The organism is Acidiferrobacter sp. SPIII_3 (genome assembly GCF_003184265.1).
GTDB lineage: Bacteria > Pseudomonadota > Gammaproteobacteria > Acidiferrobacterales > Acidiferrobacteraceae > Acidiferrobacter.
Map to the genome: position 1 here is coordinate 86,533 of NZ_CP027663.1, position 20,590 is coordinate 107,122.

Annotated in this window: 22 protein-coding genes; 9 read left to right on the forward strand and 13 right to left on the reverse strand. The window is 66.6% G+C overall.

Translation table 11 applies throughout. The features are described 5' to 3' along the window. Positions 1-75 precede the first annotated feature (75 nt). The 6 genes from C4901_RS00425 to C4901_RS00450 all read left to right on the forward strand — a co-directional run bounded on the left by C4901_RS00425 (position 76) and on the right by C4901_RS00450 (position 7,579). Complete coding sequence (locus C4901_RS00425) at positions 76-1,506, forward strand: DEAD/DEAH box helicase (RefSeq protein WP_110135634.1); 1,431 nt, start codon at positions 76-78, stop codon at positions 1,504-1,506. Positions 1,507-1,521: 15 nt separating this feature from the next. Next, positions 1,522-2,061 (forward strand): acireductone dioxygenase, encoded by a 540-nt coding sequence (locus C4901_RS00430; protein ID WP_110135635.1) that lies wholly within the window; start codon positions 1,522-1,524, stop codon positions 2,059-2,061. Next, positions 2,058-3,185, forward strand: a complete 1,128-nt coding sequence (locus tag C4901_RS00435) for a RuBisCO large subunit C-terminal-like domain-containing protein (protein ID WP_205736106.1) — start codon at positions 2,058-2,060, stop codon at positions 3,183-3,185. Before C4901_RS00430 ends, C4901_RS00435 begins: the two co-directional genes overlap by 4 nt. After that, positions 3,182-3,787, forward strand: a complete 606-nt coding sequence (gene mtnB / locus C4901_RS00440; RefSeq protein ID WP_205736107.1) for a methylthioribulose 1-phosphate dehydratase — start codon at positions 3,182-3,184, stop codon at positions 3,785-3,787. Before C4901_RS00435 ends, mtnB begins: the two co-directional genes overlap by 4 nt. 512 nt (positions 3,788-4,299) lie before the next feature. Next, the gene (locus C4901_RS00445) at positions 4,300-5,082 is read left to right on the forward strand and encodes a winged helix-turn-helix domain-containing protein (RefSeq protein WP_110135636.1); all 783 of its coding nucleotides are present in this window, start codon (positions 4,300-4,302) and stop codon (positions 5,080-5,082) included. 37 nt (positions 5,083-5,119) lie between these two features. Beyond that, positions 5,120-7,579, forward strand: a complete 2,460-nt coding sequence (locus C4901_RS00450) for a TonB-dependent receptor (RefSeq protein WP_110135637.1) — start codon at positions 5,120-5,122, stop codon at positions 7,577-7,579. A gap of 139 nt (positions 7,580-7,718) precedes the next feature. Here C4901_RS00450 and C4901_RS00455 read toward each other — a convergent pair whose 3' ends face one another. From C4901_RS00455 to C4901_RS00465, 3 genes are all read right to left on the reverse strand, one after another. After that, positions 7,719-8,144 (reverse strand): HEPN domain-containing protein, encoded by a 426-nt coding sequence (locus tag C4901_RS00455; RefSeq protein WP_205736108.1) that lies wholly within the window; start codon positions 8,142-8,144, stop codon positions 7,719-7,721. Beyond that, on the reverse strand, positions 8,128-8,550 hold the full coding sequence (locus tag C4901_RS00460) for a nucleotidyltransferase domain-containing protein (RefSeq protein WP_168185456.1): 423 nt from the start codon (positions 8,548-8,550) through the stop codon (positions 8,128-8,130). The genes C4901_RS00455 and C4901_RS00460 overlap by 17 nt, the downstream gene beginning before the upstream one ends. Before the next feature lie 215 nt (positions 8,551-8,765). After that, positions 8,766-9,110, reverse strand: a complete 345-nt coding sequence (locus tag C4901_RS00465; RefSeq protein WP_110135639.1) for a hypothetical protein — start codon at positions 9,108-9,110, stop codon at positions 8,766-8,768. A 369-nt stretch (positions 9,111-9,479) separates the two neighbouring features. Between C4901_RS00465 and C4901_RS00470 the strand changes: the two genes are divergently transcribed. Both C4901_RS00470 and C4901_RS00475 read left to right on the forward strand, forming a co-directional pair. Further along, positions 9,480-10,355, forward strand: coding sequence for a type IV toxin-antitoxin system AbiEi family antitoxin domain-containing protein (locus C4901_RS00470; protein WP_110135640.1), 876 nt, complete (start codon positions 9,480-9,482; stop codon positions 10,353-10,355). Further along, entirely contained in the window at positions 10,342-11,265 is a 924-nt protein-coding gene (locus tag C4901_RS00475; RefSeq protein ID WP_110135641.1) for a nucleotidyl transferase AbiEii/AbiGii toxin family protein, read from the forward strand. Before C4901_RS00470 ends, C4901_RS00475 begins: the two co-directional genes overlap by 14 nt. A gap of 62 nt (positions 11,266-11,327) precedes the next feature. Here the strand turns inward: C4901_RS00475 and C4901_RS00480 are convergent, their stop codons facing one another. Beyond that, a complete protein-coding gene (locus C4901_RS00480) occupies positions 11,328-11,891 on the reverse strand; it encodes a hypothetical protein (protein ID WP_110135642.1) in 564 nt (187 codons plus the stop codon). A gap of 1 nt (position 11,892) precedes the next feature. Here C4901_RS00480 and C4901_RS00485 point away from each other — a divergent pair, with 1 nt between their 5' ends. After that, on the forward strand, positions 11,893-12,087 hold the full coding sequence (locus tag C4901_RS00485) for an amino acid transport protein (RefSeq protein ID WP_110135643.1): 195 nt from the start codon (positions 11,893-11,895) through the stop codon (positions 12,085-12,087). Here C4901_RS00485 and C4901_RS00490 read toward each other — a convergent pair. Genes C4901_RS00490 through accC form a run of 9 tightly spaced genes read right to left on the reverse strand, consistent with a single transcriptional unit; the run spans position 12,056 to position 20,587 of the window. Next, complete coding sequence (locus C4901_RS00490) at positions 12,056-12,640, reverse strand: thioredoxin fold domain-containing protein (RefSeq protein WP_145960570.1); 585 nt, start codon at positions 12,638-12,640, stop codon at positions 12,056-12,058. The two genes, C4901_RS00485 and C4901_RS00490, sit on opposite strands and share 32 nt — an antisense overlap. Before the next feature lie 27 nt (positions 12,641-12,667). After that, on the reverse strand, positions 12,668-13,582 hold the full coding sequence (gene hemF, locus C4901_RS00495; RefSeq protein ID WP_110135645.1) for an oxygen-dependent coproporphyrinogen oxidase: 915 nt from the start codon (positions 13,580-13,582) through the stop codon (positions 12,668-12,670). Continuing rightward, positions 13,579-14,853, reverse strand: a complete 1,275-nt coding sequence (purD, locus tag C4901_RS00500) for a phosphoribosylamine--glycine ligase (RefSeq protein ID WP_110135646.1) — start codon at positions 14,851-14,853, stop codon at positions 13,579-13,581. Before purD ends, hemF begins: the two co-directional genes overlap by 4 nt. Further along, entirely contained in the window at positions 14,853-16,403 is a 1,551-nt protein-coding gene (purH, locus tag C4901_RS00505; RefSeq protein ID WP_110135647.1) for a bifunctional phosphoribosylaminoimidazolecarboxamide formyltransferase/IMP cyclohydrolase, read from the reverse strand. The genes purD and purH overlap by 1 nt, the downstream gene beginning before the upstream one ends. Continuing rightward, positions 16,400-16,705 (reverse strand): helix-turn-helix domain-containing protein, encoded by a 306-nt coding sequence (locus C4901_RS00510; RefSeq protein ID WP_110135648.1) that lies wholly within the window; start codon positions 16,703-16,705, stop codon positions 16,400-16,402. Before C4901_RS00510 ends, purH begins: the two co-directional genes overlap by 4 nt. Then, positions 16,702-17,682 (reverse strand): tRNA dihydrouridine synthase DusB, encoded by a 981-nt coding sequence (dusB, locus tag C4901_RS00515; RefSeq protein ID WP_110135649.1) that lies wholly within the window; start codon positions 17,680-17,682, stop codon positions 16,702-16,704. Before dusB ends, C4901_RS00510 begins: the two co-directional genes overlap by 4 nt. Before the next feature lie 55 nt (positions 17,683-17,737). Continuing rightward, positions 17,738-18,367, reverse strand: coding sequence for a zinc-ribbon and DUF3426 domain-containing protein (locus C4901_RS00520; protein WP_110135650.1), 630 nt, complete (start codon positions 18,365-18,367; stop codon positions 17,738-17,740). Then, the gene (locus C4901_RS00525; protein ID WP_110135651.1) at positions 18,364-19,236 is read right to left on the reverse strand and encodes a 50S ribosomal protein L11 methyltransferase; all 873 of its coding nucleotides are present in this window, start codon (positions 19,234-19,236) and stop codon (positions 18,364-18,366) included. The genes C4901_RS00520 and C4901_RS00525 overlap by 4 nt, the downstream gene beginning before the upstream one ends. A 10-nt stretch (positions 19,237-19,246) precedes the next feature. After that, positions 19,247-20,587 carry an acetyl-CoA carboxylase biotin carboxylase subunit gene (gene accC / locus C4901_RS00530; RefSeq protein WP_110135652.1) on the reverse strand — a complete coding sequence of 447 codons (1,341 nt, stop codon included), beginning with the start codon at positions 20,585-20,587 and terminating at the stop codon, positions 19,247-19,249. Positions 20,588-20,590: the final 3 nt, after the last annotated feature.

The following is a 20,590-nucleotide window of genomic DNA, read 5'->3' on the forward strand; positions in this document are numbered from 1 at the left end:
GGACGGAACGGGCGGAACTTGGCAAGAGCGCCCCTGGTTTCCCCGGCCCCCGCCATTTGTTATGCTAGGTCACTAATGAATGATACTCACCTTACCCAGCAAGCGTTTTCCGGCCTCGGGTTGCCGGAACCACTCCTCGCCGGAGTCCTCGGCGCCGGGTTCACCCACTGCACACCCATCCAGGCCGCCACCTTGCCCAAGGCGCTCGCGGGCCACGACGTGGCCGGGCAGGCCCAGACCGGGACCGGCAAGACCGCGGCCTTTCTTCTGGCGGTCTTCAACCGCCTCCTGACGGTGTCGCCGCCTCCGGATCGACGGCCGAACCAGCCGCGCGCCCTGATCCTCGCGCCCACGCGCGAACTGGCCATCCAGATCCACAAGGATGCCCTGGTGCTGGGTCAAGGATGCGCCCAGAGTGTCCAGCTCGCCTATGGCGGGACCGGTTACGAGAGCCAGCGCAAGGCCATCGAGGAGGGCGTCGATATCCTCATCGGCACCCCGGGACGCCTCATCGACTATTTCAAGCAGCACGTCTTTGATCTGCGCGCGCTGGAGGTGATGGTCCTGGACGAGGCCGACCGCATGTTCGATCTCGGCTTCATCAAGGACATCCGCTACCTCTTGCATCGCATGCCGCCGGTCGACAAGCGCCTGAGCCTGCTGTTTTCGGCGACATTGTCCTATCGCGTCATGGAGCTTGCCTACGAGCACATGAATAACCCCGAGCTCGTGCGCATCGAGGCGGAAAAGATCACCGCCGAGCGCGTGCGCGAGCGGCTCTATCACGTGGGGCAGGAGGAGAAGCTTCCGGTATTGGTCGGGCTTCTGCGTAGCGAGCAGGTGTCGCGGGCGCTGGTGTTCACGAATACCAAGCATGCCGCCGAGCGCGTGCAGGGGTGGCTCGCTGCCAATGATTTCGGGGCCGCGGTGCTTTCCGGGGATGTCCCGCAGCAAAAACGTCAGAGTCTGCTCGCGGATTTCCAGGGGGGGCATTTTCCGGTCCTGGTGGCCACCGACGTGGCGGCGCGCGGTCTGCACATACCGGATGTGAGCCACGTCTTCAATTACGATCTCCCGCAGGACGCCGAGGATTATGTGCATCGCATAGGGCGGACGGCGCGCGCCGGGGCCGCCGGCGAGGCGGTGAGCCTGGCGTGCGACGAGTACGCCTTCTCGCTCATGGATATCGAGGCCTATATCGGTCACAAGATCCCGGTGGAGCGCGTCACGGACGACCTGATCGTCTCCCTGAGGCGCCCGGCCCACAAGCCCCCGCGCGAGCGCGTCGGCCATCATGCACGATCACGTGGCGAGTCCGCCCCGCGCGATCGCGCCCATCGCCATTCGTCCGGGCGACCCCGCGAGCAGGCGCGCGCTCCGCAACGTCCCGCGCAAGCGGCCTCTCCGGCCCCCAAACCGGCCCCTTCCCGGCCTGCCGAGACCCGGCCCGCGGAGCCAGTGCGGCCGCGCGGTCTCAAGACCCCCGAGAAGCCGGTCCTCGGTTAGCGACAAGGAACCCTCATGGCAGAGCTTCGTTTGCAGGATGGATCGCGGGTCACGGGGCCCGAGCGCATCGCCGCGCATCTGGCGCCGTTGGGTGTGACGCTGCGCCACTGGCCCCTGCCCGAAGGCGCGCGCGCCCGCGAGCTGTTGACCGCGCAGGTGCTCACCGACCTGGAAAAGGATGAGCTTCTGGGCTTGGTTGAGCACCGCTTCGAGGCCCTGCGGGCCGAATCGGGCTATCAGGCCCGCGACCTCATCGTCTTGCACGAGGAGCTGCCGGGCCTTGGTGAGGCGCTCGCCAAGTTCTCCGCCATGCATTACCACGACGACGACGAGGTGCGTTATGTCCTGGCGGGCGCGGGATATTTCGGGTTCGTCACCGAGAGCGGCGCGCAGATGCTCCTGAGGGTGGAGGCCGGGGACTATATCAATGTCCCGGCGCGCGCCGAGCATTGGTTTGTGATGGGTGATGCCCCGCGCATCAAGGCGGTACGCTACTTCACCGACAAGGCGGGCTGGGTGCCGGTGTACACGCCTACGCCCGTCGCGCTGGCGTGACCCCCGCCGCTTCGCCAGATTCCCTGGTCATAGCGACCTATCGTTTCCCACCCGGGATCGATGCCGCGCGCCAGGCTGAGATCATTGCCATAGGCCAGACCCTGGGTAGCGCCGACGCGCGCTTCACCGGGCGTGAGCAGGCGCTTGCCGCCTGTCGCGGCGAGGTGCTCGAGGTGCGCGCCGATGGCGACGGGACGCGGGCCTCGGTGGCGTTCCCCGCCGCCAACACCGAACGCGACATCGGTACGCTGCTTACCATGGTGTTCGGAAAGTACAGCCTGGCCGGGCCCGCGCGACTCGTGGACCTGCGCCTGCCCCCGGATTTCGGGACCCTTCCGCGTTTCGGTATAGCCGGGCTGCGCGCACGCGTGGGTGTCGCCGGTCGGCCGCTGCTCATGGCGATCTTCAAGCCGGCCCTGGGACTCACCGCGGCCGATCACGCGACCCTCCTGCGTGCAGTCGCCGATACCGAACTCGATCTTGTCAAGGATGACGAGATACTCGGCAATCTCGCGCAAGCACCCACCCTCGAACGTCTGCGTGCTTGCCGCCCCGTGATCGAGACGATCCGCGATCGCCGCGGACGCGACCTCCTGTACGCGGTCAACGTCACCGGGCGTGCCGACACCCTGCTCGCCACCGCCCGCGCCCTGGTCGCCGAAGGCGCCAACGCCCTGCTGCTGAACGTGCTGGTCTACGGCTACCCCATGCTCGAGGCCTTGGCCCGCGACCCCGCGATCGGCGTGCCCATCATCGCCCACCCGGCACTCGCGGGCGCCCTGGCCCTGGCCCCCGACCACGGCATCGATTACGCCTTGGTCCTGGGGCGGCTCATGCGCCGTGCCGGGGCCGATATTGTGCTCCACCCGGCGCGTTTTGGGTCGCTGCCGTTCTCGGCCGCGGACGAGGCGCGGGTGATCGCGGCGCTCGCCGATCGCGACGGCCCCTGGCCCGCGGTGTTCCCCGGGCCGTCGGCCGGCATCAAGCCCGCGGTCGTGCCGGCGCTCCTTGCTGACTACGGCCGCGATCTCGTCATCAACGCCGGATCCGCGATCTTCGATGCCGCCACCGGGCCCAAGGCCGCGGTCGAGGCCTTCTTTGCCGCGATGGACGCTGGATTGTGAACGAGGTCACTGATCCGAGACCCCGGCTGGTCGCCATAGGACGGCTTTTCTATGAGCGCGGCTGGATGTGGGCGACCGCCGGGAACCTGAGCGCGCGCGCCGACGACCGGTCGTTCTGGATCACGGCAAGCGGCCTCTGCAAGGGCGAACTCACGGCCGATGACTTTCTGCGCATCGCGGTCGCCGACGGCCGGGTGCTGGAGGGCGGCGCCGGGCGCAAGCCCTCCGCCGAGACCGCCATCCACCGGGCGGTCTATGACACCCAGGAGTCGGCCGCCGCGTGCCTGCATGGCCACTCCGTGGAGGCCGTGCTCGCAAGCCGCGGACGCGACCCCGTGGTCCTGCCGCGCGTGGAGATGATCAAGGCCCTGGGGGTGTGGGACGATGGCACGCCCACCGCCCTGCCGGTCTTTGCCAACCACCCGGACGTGGCGTCCATAGGGCAGGCCGTCGAGACCTTTCTGCGCGACCACCCGCACCCCCTGCCGGCGCTCATCGTGCGCGATCACGGTGTGACGGCGTGGGGTCAAACGGTCTCCGAGGCGCTTCGGCACTTCGAGGCCGTGGAGTTCCTTCTCACCCTGCTCGCGCGCGGATTTTAGCTTTTAGTAGGCCGGTCCCATGCCGCGGGCGGCGTACCCCCGGAGCGTCGGCGGATCCGGGATTTCCGTTGATGGTGCCGAAGGGCCCGCCGCACGCATCGTCGTTGCCAACCGGTACCATGCGACAGGGTGCCCGGCGGCGTGCGGCCGCGCCCCGCCTGCCCATGACCCCGGCCGTGCCGCCCGATAGACGGGCGCCGGAAGTCCGGCGCTGGTCGCCCCGGGCCTGAATGGCAGCAGCCCCGCCCTCTTGATGAAGCGGTATCAAGGCCCGGCTTGGGGTGTGAGCCCCCACCCCAAAAGGCGGCCGCGCGCGATCATCGCATGGCCCCAAGCAGGCCCGCGCCGGCCGGCTCGACCGGCCTCCCGCGCCGGTGAAAGGATTCTTTTACAGAATCGTCATATTGCCCACATACACTTCTGCTTGCCGTGGTCGCAGGGGCCAAGACCGACTCCATAAGAAAAACCCCTCGCGCTTCTTTTAAAGATGTCATTGCCAAGGGTCTCGAGACATGTGTCTCCTGCCGCTATTCGTGCACACTGCGGTTTGCCAGCTGAAGCTGGCGATATCCGCGATCCAGAAGAAATTCCGTAGCGCCCCCAGGCCGCCGGCGGTGCTGCTTTGCGTCGCCAACCCGATGGCCCTGCCTTGCGTGCATGCCATCACGGGCGCCGGTTGGACATGCCATCGTGTACCACGGCTACGCTATGTCGATCGGGCCGCACGCGCGCTCGATGCCCGCGTCGTGGTCACGGATCGCATCGCCTCCGTGGCCGGCAGGTCCCCGGGCCAAACCTCGAATCCCTTGTCCTTCGTGCTTTTGGGCCCGCCTCGACGGGAGGCGGATGCGCTCGCTGCCGGCGCCACGCTCTTTGTCCCCGCGCCGATCGACACACAGGCGTTGATCCAGGGCCTGTCCCGGATCATCAATAGCCCCGTCCCCAAAGAACCGAGGACGGCCGCCGATGCCAATGGTCTCTGGCTCGACCCGCGCACCACCCAGGTGCGGGTGGGGGATAGGCCGCTCGTCCTGTCGCCGCGCCATTTCAGCGTCTTGCATGAACTCACCCGTAGCCCCGGCAGGCTGCTCACGACCGAGCGGCTGTGCTCGGGTATCAGCGGTATCCGCCCGATGACACCCGCCGCGCTCGCTGTATGCGTCTCGCGGCTGCGAAAGCTCTTGCGCGATGCCGGTGCCCCGGATTGCATCGAGACCGTCCATTGTCTCGGATACCGCTACACCCTATTGGAGCTGCCGATGACACCGGCGGTCGCTATGGCACGTCATGGATAGACCCACTCACTTGCCTTTAACCTCAGGAGGATTACTCATGTTGGCACGTCACCCCCGATCACGCGCGGCCCGCGCTGCTTGCCCGCCGTTGCGGCTGCTCGTGGCCTCTCTGCTGTGCGCCACCGGTGCTGCCCGGGCCGCTACCGTCGGTGGCGCCAATGCCGCCACCGCTTCCTCGGGTTCGTCCTATGTCAATGTCGGCCATGTGTCCGCCAACTCGCAGGCCCTCAATACCCTCGAGGGGACCCCTACCAAGAAACAGATCTTCAAATCCACCCAGTCCATCAAGGTCATCGGCAAGAAGCAGATGAGCCTCGCCGGGCCGGCCAACGGCGGTGCGCAGGCGCTGTCCGTCGCCCCCGGTGTCAATGTCGCGAGCGAGGGCGTGAGTGGCGCCCCGCGCTCTAGCATCAGCATCAACGGCATGAAGACCGGATGGGGCAACATCGCCGGTAACGCCAATGACGGTACGGTCATGGTGACCTTCGACGGCGTCCCCATGGTTGATCCCGCCTATACGGTGTGGCAGGCCTCGGAGGTCCCGCAGTTATCGCTGATACAGGCGATGTCCGTGACCTATGGCCCGGGCTATGCGGTGAACCGCTGGTATAACAACATCGGGGGGTCGATCAATTTCGCGCCACTCGAACCGTCGAAACGGGCAAGCGCCACCCTCGGGACGTTTGCCGGCAGCTTCAGCACCTATGGCGGATACTTCAACGTCCAAACGGGCAAGATGGGGGATGGCTGGTCGGGGGTTGTCGCCGGAGGCGTGACGCGCGCCGATGGCAACTATCTGCATGGCTACGGGTTCAACAATCCCTCGAAAAACCATGCCTACTACGCCAAGTTCCGCAAGACCTTCCATGGCGGGCACGTGAGCTTCGGCGCCTACGACGCGCGCTCGGAATCCTATCGGCCGTTGCCAATCCCCGTGGGCCCCAATGCCAATGTCACGGTCAACGGCGTGAACCCCTCCACGGGCGCGGTCAATCCCGGACCCCTCTATAGCCAGCAGACCACAGGGTTCTATACCACCCTGCCCTATTCCGAATACTGGAAGCAGAGTGTGGTCAGCACCGAGTTGCTGTACTCGCGGTTCGTCGATCGGATTGCCGGCAACATCACGATGCACAACCTGATGTGGTACCGCTACGGCCAGCGCCAGCACCTGCACTACGACAACTACGGCAACAATAACAACGTCCTGAATCAGTATTACTACACGACCAGTGACACCTTCGGCGACAAGCTCTACTTCAATATCCGCGCGCCGTATAACAATGTTTCGGTGGGGGGTTATTACCTGAACAGCAAGTACGCCTCGCTGCTCGAGTTCTATAATGCCGCGCTGCCCGCGCAGTATGCCTATGGGCCCAATGCCGGCAGCAATGCCACGGTCAACGGCCAGCCCGTCAACTACAGCCTGTCGCTCCCGAGTCATTATCACGACTCGTACATGTATATGACCGACCTCGCGGCCTTCATCCAGGACGACATCCAGCCGCTGAAGTCGCTGCGCATAACGCCCGGCATCCGCGTCGTGAGTTTCCAGACCAATTTCGTCAATAACGCCTCGTCCATGTTCCCGATCAACTTCGCGAACAACATCGGCACGAACGGCGACGGCACCGGCGGAAACAATGCCCCGAATTCGTCAACCACCTTCAGCGAGCTCGAGCCGTCCATAGGGGTCAACTGGCAGGCCACGAAGGTCCTGGCGTTGTATGCCAACTACTCCACCGCCTATAAGGCCCCGGCGGGTGCGACCGGCACCTACGCTCATCTATTGGCGAGTTCGCTTGCCCCGCAAAAATCCGCGCAGTATCAGGTGGGCGTGAAGGGTTTCATACGCCACGACGGGCTCTTGAACGATGCCGCGTTCGGTGCCAACTACTACAACCTCGACGACACCAACGAGATCATACCGATCCCGGTGGTGAGCCATCTCTATAGTCTGTTCGCATCAGGCTCGTCGCGTTTCAACGGCGTCAACATCTACGCCGAAGACAACCCGATCTACACCCTCCATGTGTTTGCCAACCTGAGTTTCGAGCGCGCCACCTATTCCCGGTACACGACGCCGAGCGGCGGGTCGTATGATGGTCTGCCGGTCTCCAATGTCCCGGCGCAGACCGCCAATGTCGGGATGTTCTATGAGATGTACAACCACGGCGTCGTGTACACGCCGAGCATCTGGTGGCAATACACCGGGCCGCAGGACATCTACAACAACAACACCAACGCGCCGACCCGGCAGAAGCTGCCGGCCTTCGGGATCTGGAATGCGTCGCTCAAGGTGGCCGTGGGACGTAGCGATCTCGGCGCCCACGTGCATCGCGTGGACGTCAGTTTCGGGGTCTACAACCTCTTGAACAAGCAGTATAACGCCTACGAGTACGTCAGCAGTGGCGGCTACTATGGCGTGGCGGGCCAACTCCTCGGGGAGCCGGGTGCCCCGCGCTCGTTCGAGGTCTCGCTCAGCACCAAGTTCTAAGCAGGGCCCGCCCCCGGGTCTCGTCCCCGATCGGGGTCGGGGCCCGGAGCGGGGTTATAGGGGATGGCGTCCGGGGCAGGCCCGTGGCCTCACTATCGGGCCCGCCGGGGCCCATCATGCCCGGGCCTCACGTTATGGGCTATGATGTCGGCACTCCGAGCTCACCGCCCCATTGCTGGAGCAGCGCAAGGGTCCCTTCGGCCACGGCGATCGCCTCTTGCGCGTCTTTGGCGTCATAGGCCTCGGCGATGTCGGTGCCCTCCGGCAGCGCATCGGGATAGCGCGTGGCGATGTAGAGCTTGTCGAGTCGCGCCGCCAATACGAGCCGCGGGTGCCTCTCCGGGTCTTCGGGGAGTTCTCGCAAGAGTTGGGCGATCGAGTGGGTCTTGGGGAGCCTGCCGGTGGCCACCAAGAGGCCCTTGAAGGCCTTCTCGGCGGCTTGCTGGGCATGGAAACACGCCGGCGCGTAGCGCTTGAGCCCGAGGAGCGCACGGGCGGTATCAAGATCACCACGCGCCGTGTTGAACCAGCGCATAGCCTGCGCGAGATCAGCGTCCACGCTCATAAAGCAGCTCCCGCTCTCCCCAGAGGGTCCGGAAAAACGGCCCGCCTGCCCGGTGCTTCGCGGCGAGCTCCGCGGTGGTCCAGGGGATGACGTCACAGCCAAACGCCAAGGGCGCGTCGGCGACCACGTCGTAGGCCGCCGCCACGCGCTCCTTGAACGGCAAGCCCGCGGCGTTCTCCCCGACTTCCACGAGCACGTCGAGGTCGGAATCCTTCGATGGCACGCCTCGCGCCACCGACCCGAACAGCCAGATCCGCCGGGCGTCCAGACGTCGCACGAGCGGAGGGACGAGCACGCGCAACGCCATTTCGCGCATGGACGCGGCCCGCTTTTGGGCCTGTGCGCGGATGTCGGCGGCCGGGTGACGCCCTTCCGGTGCCGATCGTTTGTCGGTCGTGATGTCCATGGCCTCGCCTCTCAGCGTATGCCGCAGCATACGCGCGCGGCGATGCCCGTGACAATGACGAAGGGGCGGTCTTTCCGCTCCTCGTCGTGCCCGAATCCTAGGGCGCCGGCAAGCCCCCGGCGTTCTCGCGCGCCACGGTCCAGCCGGTGAGCGTGATGGGGCCTGTGGTCTGCGCGAAGCTAAAGCCCTGGTAGTAGCCCGCGGCATCCCGAATCCTAGGGCGCCGGCAAGCCCCCGGCGTTCTCGCGCGCCACGGTCCAGCCGGTGAGCGTGATGGGGCCTGTGGTCTGCGCGAAGCTAAAGCCCTGGTAGTAGCCCGCGGCATTGGCAAAGCCCAGGGGGGTTGCGGTGACAAGCGCCGGCACCCCGTTCATGAGCGTAAGCGGCACCCAGCGGTGCCCGCGGCGCGTGAAGTACATATGCTCGTCCATGCGATAATACGGGACCCAGGCATTGCCTTGCGGGAAGTAGCGCACGTCCACGAGACACAGGAGTTTGGGCTTCACGCGCCCGGCCACGTAGAATCGCACGATGCGATCGGGTGGCTGGGCCCCGCTCACGGGCCCAGGCATTGCCTTGCGGGAAGTAGCGCACGTCCACGAGACACAGGAGTTTGGGCTTCACGCGCCCGGCCACGTAGAATCGCACGATGCGATCGGGTGGCTGGGCCCCGCTCACGGGCCCCCCGGGGGTCACCGTCCAGCCCGAGACCGTGAGACCCGTTACCGGCGCTGCTGGGGGGCCGGACAGACCCCTTCGTAATCCCCCGCAGGGCGCGCGGGATGGGGGCGACCAGCGGTTCCGGCAAAGGTGCGCTCGTGGTCGATGATCGCGCCGCTCAACAGGGGGCCCGAACCGAGGTCGTCCGGTATGAGCACGACCCAGAAGGGTATTTGCCTGTAGTTTGTGTATGTGATATTACGCACACCATGAGTCGACAAAACGAGACAAAGCTAAACTGGCTTCAGCGAAACCTCCCCGAAGGGTTGGTGGTCGATGCGGGCTGGCTGGAGGCCCGCGGGTACTCGAGGGCGTTGCGCAGCAAATACGTTGCGCGCGGTTGGCTCGATTCCGTGGCGCGTGGGGCGTATCTTCGTCCACCGGCACGCCTCATGGCTTCCGGAGAGGAACCGGCCCTTCATTGGCAGAACGTCGTCATCTCGCTCCAGACGCTGCTGGAGCGACCTTTGGTCGTGGGTGGCCGCACGGCGCTCGAGTTGCAGGGCCTCGCTCATTATCTTGGTGCTTCCGGCCCGCGCGAGATCCATCTCTACGGTGACGCGCCCCCACCCGCGTGGGTCGGCAAGCTTGGGTTGGCGGCCAGCTTTGTTTTTCATAACGCCGGAAGGCTTTTTGGAAACAAACTGATCACGCCCGGCGAGGCCGTGATTGGCGCTCGCCTGTGCGATTGGAAGCATGACGCGGATTTGCGTCAAAGTGGGCTCATCTGCGAGACGTGGGGCCATTGGGACTGGCCGCTCGTGCTATCGACCCCGGAGCGGGCCATTCTTGAGTTGCTCGACGGCGTTCCCCAGCGCGAAACCTTTCACCAGGCGGACGTGCTTATGGAAGGGTTGCACAACCTGAGCCCGCGGCGACTCCATGAGCTGCTCGTCGCCTGTCATAGCGTGAAGGTCAAGCGTCTGTTCTTATGGTTCGCCGAGAGGCATGAGCATGCCTGGCTGAAACGACTTGACCGCAGGGGCGTCGATCTCGGCCGCGGCAAGCGCATGCTGGTGCGGGGTGGCAGGCTCGATGCCAAGTTTCACATCACTGTTCCCGAAAACCTCGATGCCGCTGGATAATATCTACCGCCAGCAAGCGGCGCTCCTGATCCGAACCATTCCCTTCGTGGCCCCGGAAGAATGTCTCGCGCTCAAGGGGGGAACGGCGCTCAATCTGTTCGTCAGGGATATGCCGCGCCTCTCTGTGGATATCGACCTGACCTATCTGCCCGTGGCTGATCGCGGCTCCTCGTTGGCCACCATTGACGCGGTACTCAAGGCTATCGCGCGGCGCATTGAGGCCGCGTTTCCGCAGGCCCACGTCAATGCGGCCAGCCCCCGGAACGAAGCGGGCATCACCAAGCTCGCCATACGGCTTGGCGGCGTTCAGATAAAGATCGAAGTTACGCCCGTCCTGCGGGGTTGCGTATACCAGCCCCAAAATCGCACCGTTACGGCCCGCGTCGAGGAGGAATTTGGCTTTGCCGAAATCCAAGTGGTGTCGCTACCCGACCTCTTTGCCGGAAAGCTCGTTGCTGCCCTTGACCGCCAACACCCGCGCGATCTGTTCGATGTGCGCGGCCTGCTCGCAAGCGAGGGTATCGATGATCATCTGCGCAAGGCCTTCATCGTGTACCTGCTAAGTCACAATCGTCCGTTCGCGGAGGTACTGCATCCGACGCGTCTGGATATTGTTCAGGAGTTCGAGCGGGGATTTCGCGGGATGACCGATGAGCCGGTAACCGCCGAAGAGCTCATGCAGGCCCGCGAGGACCTGATCGGTGATATCGTGGGCTGCATGCCTGAGAACCATCGCCAGTTTCTTTTGACAGTGCAGCGCGGGAGGCCCGAGTGGCAACTGCTTGGTGTACCGGGCGTCCAATCGTTACCGGCGGTCAAATGGCGGCTGGAGAACCTGGCGCGGATGGAGAAGAGCAAGCGAGACGCGCTGGCCGCCACATTGGCCGAGGTGCTGAAAATCGCCGACTGACGGGCGGTCCGCGGACCGCCATGGACGTACGATGGCGTCCGGTACCGACCGCGCCCCGAATCCTAGGGCGCCGGCAAGCCCCCGGCGTTCTCGCGCGCCACGGTCCAGCCGGTGAGCGTGATGGGGCCTGTGGTCTGCGCGAAGCTAAAGCCCTGGTAGTAGCCCGCGGCATTGGCAAAGCCCAGGGGGGTTGCGGTGACAAGCGCCGGCACCCCGTTCATGAGCGTAAGCGGCACCCAGCGGTGCCCGCGGCGCGTGAAGTACATATGCTCGTCCATGCGATAATACGGGACCCAGGCATTGCCTTGCGGGAAGTAGCGCACGTCCACGAGACACAGGAGTTTGGGCTTCACGCGCCCGGCCACGTAGAATCGCACGATGCGATCGGGTGGCTGGGCCCCGCTCACGGGGCCCCCGGGGGTCACCGTCCAGCCCGAGACCGTGAGACCCGTTACCGGTGCCTGGTAGGTGCCCGACTGGGCGGTCACCGTCCAGTTCAGGTTTTGTCCCTCGTGGACATGGTGGAGCACGAGCAGCGTCGGCGTGGACGACCACAAGTTCGGCAGAAAGCCCAGCAGCCCCACGGCCCCGCGCCAGGAGCGGGTCTCGCGAAGGAGGAGGCGCATTATGGATCTAATCCTCGGTCTGATCTTCGGCATCATCGGTTCCGCCTATTTCGTGTATGGGCGCAAGCAGCAGCACGCGAGCGCTTTGTTCGCGGGCGTAGCGCTCATGATCTTCCCCATGCTCGTCTCCCAGGAAGTATGGCTCATAATCGGCGGCCTGGCCTTCACGGTGTTGCCGTTCGTGGTGTCGATCTAGGGTGGCCGGTGATGCGCGCCACGATGCCTTCGAGCGCCGTCGCCGGCGGGTCGCCGGTGACGGTATGGACATGGCCGGCGCGTGTCTTGTAGACGAGGAAGGGCACGCCTTGGGCGCCGGCGGCCTCGAACAGGCGGACGTTGTAGAGCAACGCGCGCGCCACGGGCGCAGTGGCCCGCCGCGGACGTATGGCCCCGCGGCCCCCATGAAAGCCCGCCTCCATGCGCGCCATGGCCGCCTGCGGGCGGCTGGCCTCGAGCAGCGCCGCGGCCTTGCCATAACTTGATAGCGCGAGGATCCCGACCGGCACAAAGCGCACCCCGAGCCCTTGAGAGCGGATGATTGGTTGCAGGGCCTCGTAGAGGTCGTGGCAGTACGGACAATTGGGGTCGAAGAACACATAGAGCCGGACGTGGTGGCGGCCCTCGCGGATGGTGGTGGTGTGCCGCACAAAGGTCCAGAGGCGGGTATTGTCGGCAGGCCGCGCCTGCGCGCCCCCGGCCGCCATCAGGAGCGCGAGAACCCCCGCTGTGATCCTTGTCGTACCGCGCACGTGCCCTCCTGGATCGCGCCGTCCGCCTTAGCCCGGTCCGGCGAGCCAGTCCCGGGGCTTCAGATAGACATCGTAGAGCTCCGCCTCGGGACTGCCGGGCGATGGGTGCCAGTCGTAGCGAAAGCGTACCTCGGGCGGCAGCGACATCAGGATCGACTCCGTGCGCCCCCCGGACTGCAGCCCGAACAGCGTACCGCGATCATAGACCAGATTGAACTCCACATAGCGCCCGCGCCGATAGAGCTGAAAATCCCGCTCGCGCTCCCCGTAGGGACGATCCTTGCGCCGCTCGACGATGGGCAGGTAGGCCTTAAGGAAGTGGTCACCCACACTCTTCACGAATGCAAAATCCCGCGCAAAGTCGCCGCCTTGAATATCGTCGAAGAAGAGTCCCCCGATGCCGCGCGGCTCGTTGCGATGCTTTAAGAAAAAGTATTCATCGCACCACGCCTTGAAGCGCGCATAGGCATCGTTGTCATAGCCCGCGCAGGCCGCGCGCGCCGTCTCGTGCCAATGGCGGGCATCCTCCGCGAAGCCGTAGTAGGGCGTGAGGTCGAAGCCCCCGCCAAACCACCATGTGACAGGCTCGGTGCGGGCCTCGAAGTAGCGCAGGTTGCAGTGCGTGGTGGGCGCATACGGGTTGCGCGGGTGAATGACGAGCGACAGCCCCACGGCCTCAAAGGCCGATCCCGCGAGCCCCGGCCGCCCCTTGGTCGCCGACGGCGGCAGGCCCTCCCCGAAGACGTGCGAGAAATTCACGCCCGCCTGTTCGAAGACCGGGCCGCCGGTCAAGACGCGTGTGCGTCCGCCGCCTCCTTGGGGGCGCTGCCACTCATCCTCGCGAAAGCCGCCGGGGACCCCATCGAGTCCCGCAAGGGCCAGACAGATGCGATCCTGCAGGTCCGTGAGGTAGCTCTCGACCCCCTTAAGCGGCGCGCTCACGAATGGGTCCCATAGGGCCTGCGGCCGATGTCGCGCCGGTACAGCGCGCCGTCGAGGGTGATGGTCGTGAGGCGGTGGTAGACGTGCGCGCGCGCCTCCTCCAGGGTCGCGCCGAGGCCGGTGACGCCGAGTACCCGTCCGCCGCAAGACCGCACCTGTCCGCCGGTCTCGCAGGTCCCGGCATGGAACACCTTGGTATCGGGGTCGACGGCGTCGAGGCCCGCGATCGCATCCCCCGTGCGCGGGGCCGCCGGATAGCCGGGCGCGGCCAGCACCACGCAGAGCGCCGGTTGCGGGTCGATCTTAAGGGTCGCGCCCGCCAGTTCGCCGCGCACCGCGGCGTGCGCCAGGGCCACGAGGTCGGAGCGCAGGCGCATCATGATGGGCTGGGTCTCGGGGTCGCCGAAGCGGCAATTGTATTCGAGTACCTTGGGGCCGTCTGCGGTCAGCATGAGACCGGCATAGAGGAACCCGCGGTAGTGGTGGCCGTCGGCGCGTAGCCCACGCAGGGTCGGCTCTATGATCTCGCGGCGGATCACGATCTCGAGCGCGGCATTCACCGCCGAGGCCGGGGAGAATGCACCCATGCCGCCGGTGTTGGGTCCGCGATCCCCGTCGTCGCGCCGCTTGTGGTCTTCCGAGGTCGGGAATGCCACGTAGTCCTCACCGTCGGCGAGCACGATGAAGCTCGCCTCCACGCCGATCAGGCGTTCCTCGATGACGATGCGACGGCCGGCCTCCCCGAACTCGCCGTTTAGCATCGCGGTGGCCGCCGCCAGCGCCGTGGCCTGGTCCTCCGCCACCACCACGCCCTTGCCTGAGGCCAGGCCATCGGCCTTCACGACGTGCGCGCCGGGATGGTCCTTCAGGTAGCGGGTGGCGGCGGCCACATCGGTGAAGGTCTCGTGGCGCGCGGTCGGTATGCCGTGGCGCGCAAGAAAGGCCTTGGCGAAACTTTTCGAGCCCTCGAGTCTGGCGGCGGCGGCGGTCGGTCCGAGGCAGGCAAGCCCCTCCTCGGTGAAGCGATCGACGATTCCGGCGACGAGCGGGGCCTCCGGGCCCACGATGGTGAGGTCCACCCGTTCGCGGCGCGCGAGCCCGATCAGGGCCGTGATGTCGGTGGCTTCCACCGGGCAGTTACGGATCTTTGCTTCGCGCGCCGTCCCGGCATTACCGGGTGCCACCAGCACCTCCGAGGCGAGCGGCGATTGCGCGGCCTTCCACGCCAGGGCATGTTCGCGCCCGCCGGATCCCACGATCAGGATCTTCATCAGGCGTGCCGGAAGTGGCGCCGGCCGGTGAAGACCATGGCGATGTCGTGTTCGCAGGCCGAGGCGATGACCTCGGCATCGCGCACCGAGCCACCCGGCTGGATGACGGCGGTCACGCCGGCGGCCGCGGCGCTGTCCAGGCCATCGCGGAACGGGAAGAACGCGTCCGAGGCGAGCACCGAGCCCTTGACGTCGAGCCCGGCCTCCTCGGCCTTCCATGCCGCCACGCGCGCACTGTCGACGCGGCTCATCTGGCCCGCGCCTATGCCGATCGTGCGTCTATCGCGTGCAAACACGATGGCATTGGATTTCACGAACTGGGCAATACGCCAGGCGAACATGAGATCGCGGGTCTCGGCCGGGGTCGGCCGCCGGCGGCTGACGGGCTCGAGCTTGATCTCGGCCTCGGGAATATCGCGGTCCTGGACCAGGAGGCCGCCGCTCACGCGCCGGTAATCGAGGCCGGTATGCGTGGGCGCGCTCATATTGACGACCAATACCCGGATGCCGGGCTTGCCCGCGAGTATCCGCGCCGCTTGCGCGCTCACCTCCGGGGCGACGATGACCTCCACGAACTGGCGCCCGACGATGAGCGTGGCGGTCGTTTCGTCCAACGGGCGGTTTACGGCGATGATGCCGCCGAAGGCCGATGTCGGGTCGGTGGCGTAGGCGCGCTCATAGGCGGCGGCCACGGTCTCGCCCAAGGCCGCGCCGCAGGGGTTGGCGTGCTTTACGATCACGCATGCCGGTTCCGCGAACGCGCGCACGCATTCGAGCGCGGCGTCGGCGTCGGCGACGTTGTTGAAGGACATGTCCTTGCCCTGGATCTTGGTGGCGTGGGCGATGGACGCCGGGCTTGCGCCGGGGGTCTCGTAGAATGCCGCGCGTTGGTGGGGGTTCTCCCCGTACCGCATGGCGTAGCGCTTCACGAACGTGAGGTTCAGAACCTCGGGCAGCGACTCGGCGGCCTCCGCCTCCCCTGCCAGATAGCGGGCGATGAGACCGTCGTAGCGCGCGGTGTGCGCGAACACCTTGGCGGCCAGATGCCGGCGCACGTCCGGGGTGATGCTGGCGGGGTTTTTCAAGGCCTCGATCACGATCCCGTGGTCGGCGCTGTCGACCACCGGCAGCACGTGCTCGTGATTCTTGGCCGCCGAGCGCAGCATCGCCGGTCCCCCGATATCGATCTGTTCCACGACCTCCGCAAAGCTTGCGCGCGCGTCGCGGCTGGTGCGTTCGAAGGGGTAGAGGTTCACCACCAGAAGGTCGATGACGCCGATCCCGGCGTCCCGCATGGCCACGCGGTCGTCCGGGCGGTCCGGCCGTCCGAGCAGGCCGCCATGGATGCGCGGGTGCAGGGTCTTCAGGCGTCCGTCGAGCATCTCCGGGAAGCCGGTGTAGGACGCGACCTCCATGACCGGGACCCCCGAGTGCTTCAGGAGTGCCGCCGTGCCGCCGGTCGAAAGGATCTCCACGCCCGCCTCATGGAGCGCGCGGGCAAGATCGATGATGCCGGTCTTATCCGACACGCTGATGAGCGCTCTTTTCATGACAATTCGCTGCCTTGTGTGGGGGGAAGGGGGTCCGGACGTTCGGCGAGCCCATAGCTCAAAAGCTTCTTCCGAAGGGTGTTGCGGTTGATCCCGAGGATCTTGGCCGCCTGACACTGGTTGTGGCCGACATGACGCATGACCGTCTCGATGAGCGGGGCCTCGACCTCGCTTATGACCGTCTCATACAGAGACGTCCCCGGGCATTGGCCGTTCAGGTCCTGGAAGTAACGTTCCACGGCCAAGCGCACACATCCGGCGAGCGGTCCCTGTCCGGCCCGCGCCGGTCTGTCCTCGCTCATGCCGCAAGTCCTGCGGGCGCGTGTCCGAAGAATGCCTCGAGGAGGCGTCTTTGGTCTTCGATCGAGTCCGCCTGGTTCACGGCGTGCCGGAAGCCGGCCCCGCCCGGCAGGCCCTTGCTGTACCAGCCGATGTGCTTGCGCGCCACGCGCACCCCGGTCTGTTCTCCGTAGAATGCATAGAGCGTCTCCAGGTGGCCCATCAGGATCGCGTACAGTTCGGCGCGGCTCGGTGGCGCCAGCCGCTCGCCGGTCTTCAGGTAGTGGTCGATCTCGCGGAAGATCCAGGGTCTCCCCTGGGCGGCGCGCCCGATCATGAGACCGTCGGCGCCGGTGGCATCGAGTACCGCGCGCGCCTTTTCGGGGCCGTCGATATCGCCGTTGGCGATCACCGGGATGCGTATCGCGGACTTGATGGCGGCGATCGTCTCATACTCGGCCTCGCCCTCGAAGAAGCACGAGCGCGTGCGCCCGTGGACCGCAAGCAGCGCCACGCCGCAGGACTCGGCGAGGCGCGCGATCTCGACGCCGTTGCGATGGTCCCGATCCCATCCGGTGCGGATCTTCAAGGTGACCGGTACGTCGACCGCCGAGACCACGGCGGTGAGCGCTCGCGCCACCAGCACGGGGTCGCGCAGGAGCGCGGAGCCGGCCATGACGTTGCAGACCTTCTTGGCCGGGCAGCCCATGTTGATATCGATGATCTGGGCACCATTTTCGACGTTGTGACGCGCGGCGCAGGCAAGCAGCGCGGGGTCGGCGCCGGCGATCTGGACCGACTTGGGCTCGGGTTCACCCTCGTGATCGGCCCGCCGGCGGGTCTTTTCCGACCCGTACAGCAGCGATTGCGAGGTGACCATCTCCGAGACCGCCATTCCAGCACCCAGTGTCCGGCACAGGATACGGAATGGGCGATCCGTGACCCCCGCCATGGGCGCTACGAACAAGGTGTTTTTGAGCGTGTAGGGTCCGATGCGCATGTGTCGTGTCCGGGAAGGCGGACATCATACCGGCAAAACGCGCGCGCGGGGAGACCTATCGTCTGGGGGCGGCCAGGAGCGCGAGCTGCCAGCTCGTGGCCCGGGTCGGGACGCGCAGGCCAAGGCGCACCGCGGCGGTCTTGCCGGGCCCGAGCGTGGGCCGCAAGCGGCGCAGGAAGACCCGGGCCGGGAAGTGGGCGCGCGCGATGACGCGACCGCGCGATGAGCGCAATGTCACCTCCAGAAAGGGCAGGGACTGCCGGAAGCCCGCGGCATTCTGGAGTCGCGCGCGGATGCGCAGGACGCCGCCCGCCCCCTGGGTCACGCGCGCGGCGAGCAGATGAAAGCGATCGAGCGCCGCCGGGTGTGCCAGCCCACAGGGCACGGCCCGGCACAGCGCCTCGATCACCGGCCTCGTCAGGGCCCGCCGGGCGAGCGGCGCGCGGGCCGCGTACAGGCCTTGCGCGCCGAGGGCCCCGGCGAGCAGCAAGGCCGCGACCGCAAGCAGCCACGCACGCGCCGGCGATCGCCCCGGATCGGCGACCGCGTCCCCCTCCAGGCGATAGACGTCGGCCTGAAACACCGCCGCGCACTGCCCGCACCGCACCGCCCCGCCACAGGCCTCCAAGGCCTCGCTGTCGACCTTAAAGAGGGTGCGGCACGACGGGCATTGGGTGAGGATCATGGCCGCTGGCCGTGCAACAGGACCCACCCCTCGTCCTCGCGGGGGGTGAGCGTGAATCCGGGAAAGGCCTGAACCACCGCCGGGACCTGATCGGGGAGGATGCCGGAGAGCGCGAGCCGCCCACGGGCGGCGGTGGCGCGCATGAGTGCCGGGGCCTGGGCGATCAACGGGCCCGCCAGGATGTTGGCCACCACCAGATCATGGGGGCGCTCCTCGTCGCCCGTAAGCCCCATGGCGGTGCGTAACCGGTCGGCCACGCCGTTGCGCCGCGCGTTCTCCCAAGTTGCGGCGAGCGCCAGGGGGTCGATGTCGATGCCTAGTGCCGCGTGCGCCCGAAGACGCAAGGCGGCAATCGCCAATATCCCCGATCCACACCCGAAATCGAGGATCTCCGGGCCCCGGTGCGCCTCCTCCCGGAGGGTCTCGTAGAGCCAGGCGAGACACAAGCGCGTCGTCGGGTGGGTACCGGTTCCGAACGCCAGTCCCGGATCGAGATGCACGGCGAGCCTTCCGGGCGGGGCCTGCTCGCCGTTGGGGTAAATCCACAACCCCTCCGTTATGGGGAACGCCTGCCAATCGCGCGAGGTGAGCGCCTCCCAGCCCTCGTCTGCCACCGGCTCCCGGCACGGCGCCTCGACCTCCCCGGCTATGATCTCTTGCGCGAAGCGCGCCTGGGCCTCGCTCGCGAAGAAGGCCGCGATGCGGGTGCGTGGCCAGTAGCGTGGTTCGCAAGCCAGGCCCTCGTCGTAAAAGGCCGGCCCCCCGGGGACCTCCTCGAAGGCGAGCGCGCGCGCGCCGGCGGCCTCGAGGATCTGGCCCAGGGCCTCCACGCGCCGACCGCGGGCAATGCACGAAAGCCTCACGCTCACGGCCGCACCCTCACGTCTTCAGGCGTTCTTCCAGGTAGTGGATATCGACCGGACCGGCCTGGAACAGCGCGTCGTTCAAAAGCAGGTGATGGAGCGGTATGTTGGTCTTTATGCCGTCGACCACCATCTCGCTCAAGGCGATACGCAGCCGTGCCATCGCCGCCTCGCGCGTGTCCCCGTAGGCGATCAGCTTACCGATCATGGAGTCGTAGAACGGCGGCACGACGTAGTTATTGTAGACGTGCGAATCGACGCGGATGCCGGGCCCCCCGGGTTGATGGTACTGGGTGATGCGGCCCGGGGATGGCATGAAGGTGGTCGCGTCCTCGGCGTTGATGCGGCATTCCATGGCATGCCCGCGCATCACGATATCTTCCTGGCGGTAGCGCAGGGGCTCACCGGAGGCGATCAGTATCTGCTGCTGGACGATGTCGACGCCGGTCACGAGCTCGGTGACCGGGTGCTCGACCTGAACGCGCGTATTCATCTCGATGAAATAGAACTGGCCGTTCTCGTAGAGAAACTCGAAGGTCCCGGCGCCGCGATAGCCGATGCGCCGGCACGCCTCGACGCAGATCTTGCCGATGCGCTCGCGCATCTCGCGGGAGATGCCGGGGGCCGGGCACTCCTCGATCACCTTCTGGTGGCGGCGCTGCAGGGAGCAGTCGCGCTCTCCGAGATGCACGGCATGCCCATGCTCGTCGGCCAGCACCTGGAACTCGACGTGGCGGGGCTTCTCCAGATACTTTTCCATGTAGACGACGTCGTTGTTGAACGCCGCCTTGGCCTCGGCGCGGGTCAGCGCAAGCGCACTCAAAAGCGTGCCCTCGGAGTGCACCACGCGCATCCCCTTCCCGCCGCCCCCGCCGGTGGCCTTGATCAAGACCGGGTAGCCGATGGCACGCGCCACCGCGAGCGTGCGCGCCTCATCGTTGTCGAGCGGACCGTCGGAGCCCGGCACGCACGGCACCCCGGCCTCTTTCATGGCGCGGATCGCCGAGATCTTGTCACCCATGAGCCGTATCGTCTCCGGACGCGGCCCTATGAAAATGAATCCGCTCTGCTCGACGCGTTCGGCGAAGTCGGCATTCTCCGACAGAAAGCCGTAGCCGGGATGGATGGCCACGGCATCGGTGACCTCGGCGGCGCTTATGACCGCTGGTATGTTGAGATAGCTCTTGGCCGCGGCCGCCGGGCCGATACACACCGACTCGTCGGCGAGCCGCACATATTTGGCGTCGCGGTCGGCCTCCGAATGCAGCGCCACGGTCTTGATGCCGAGCGCCCGGCAGGCCCTCTGGATGCGCAGGGCGATTTCCCCGCGATTGGCGATCACCACCTTGTCGATCATGAC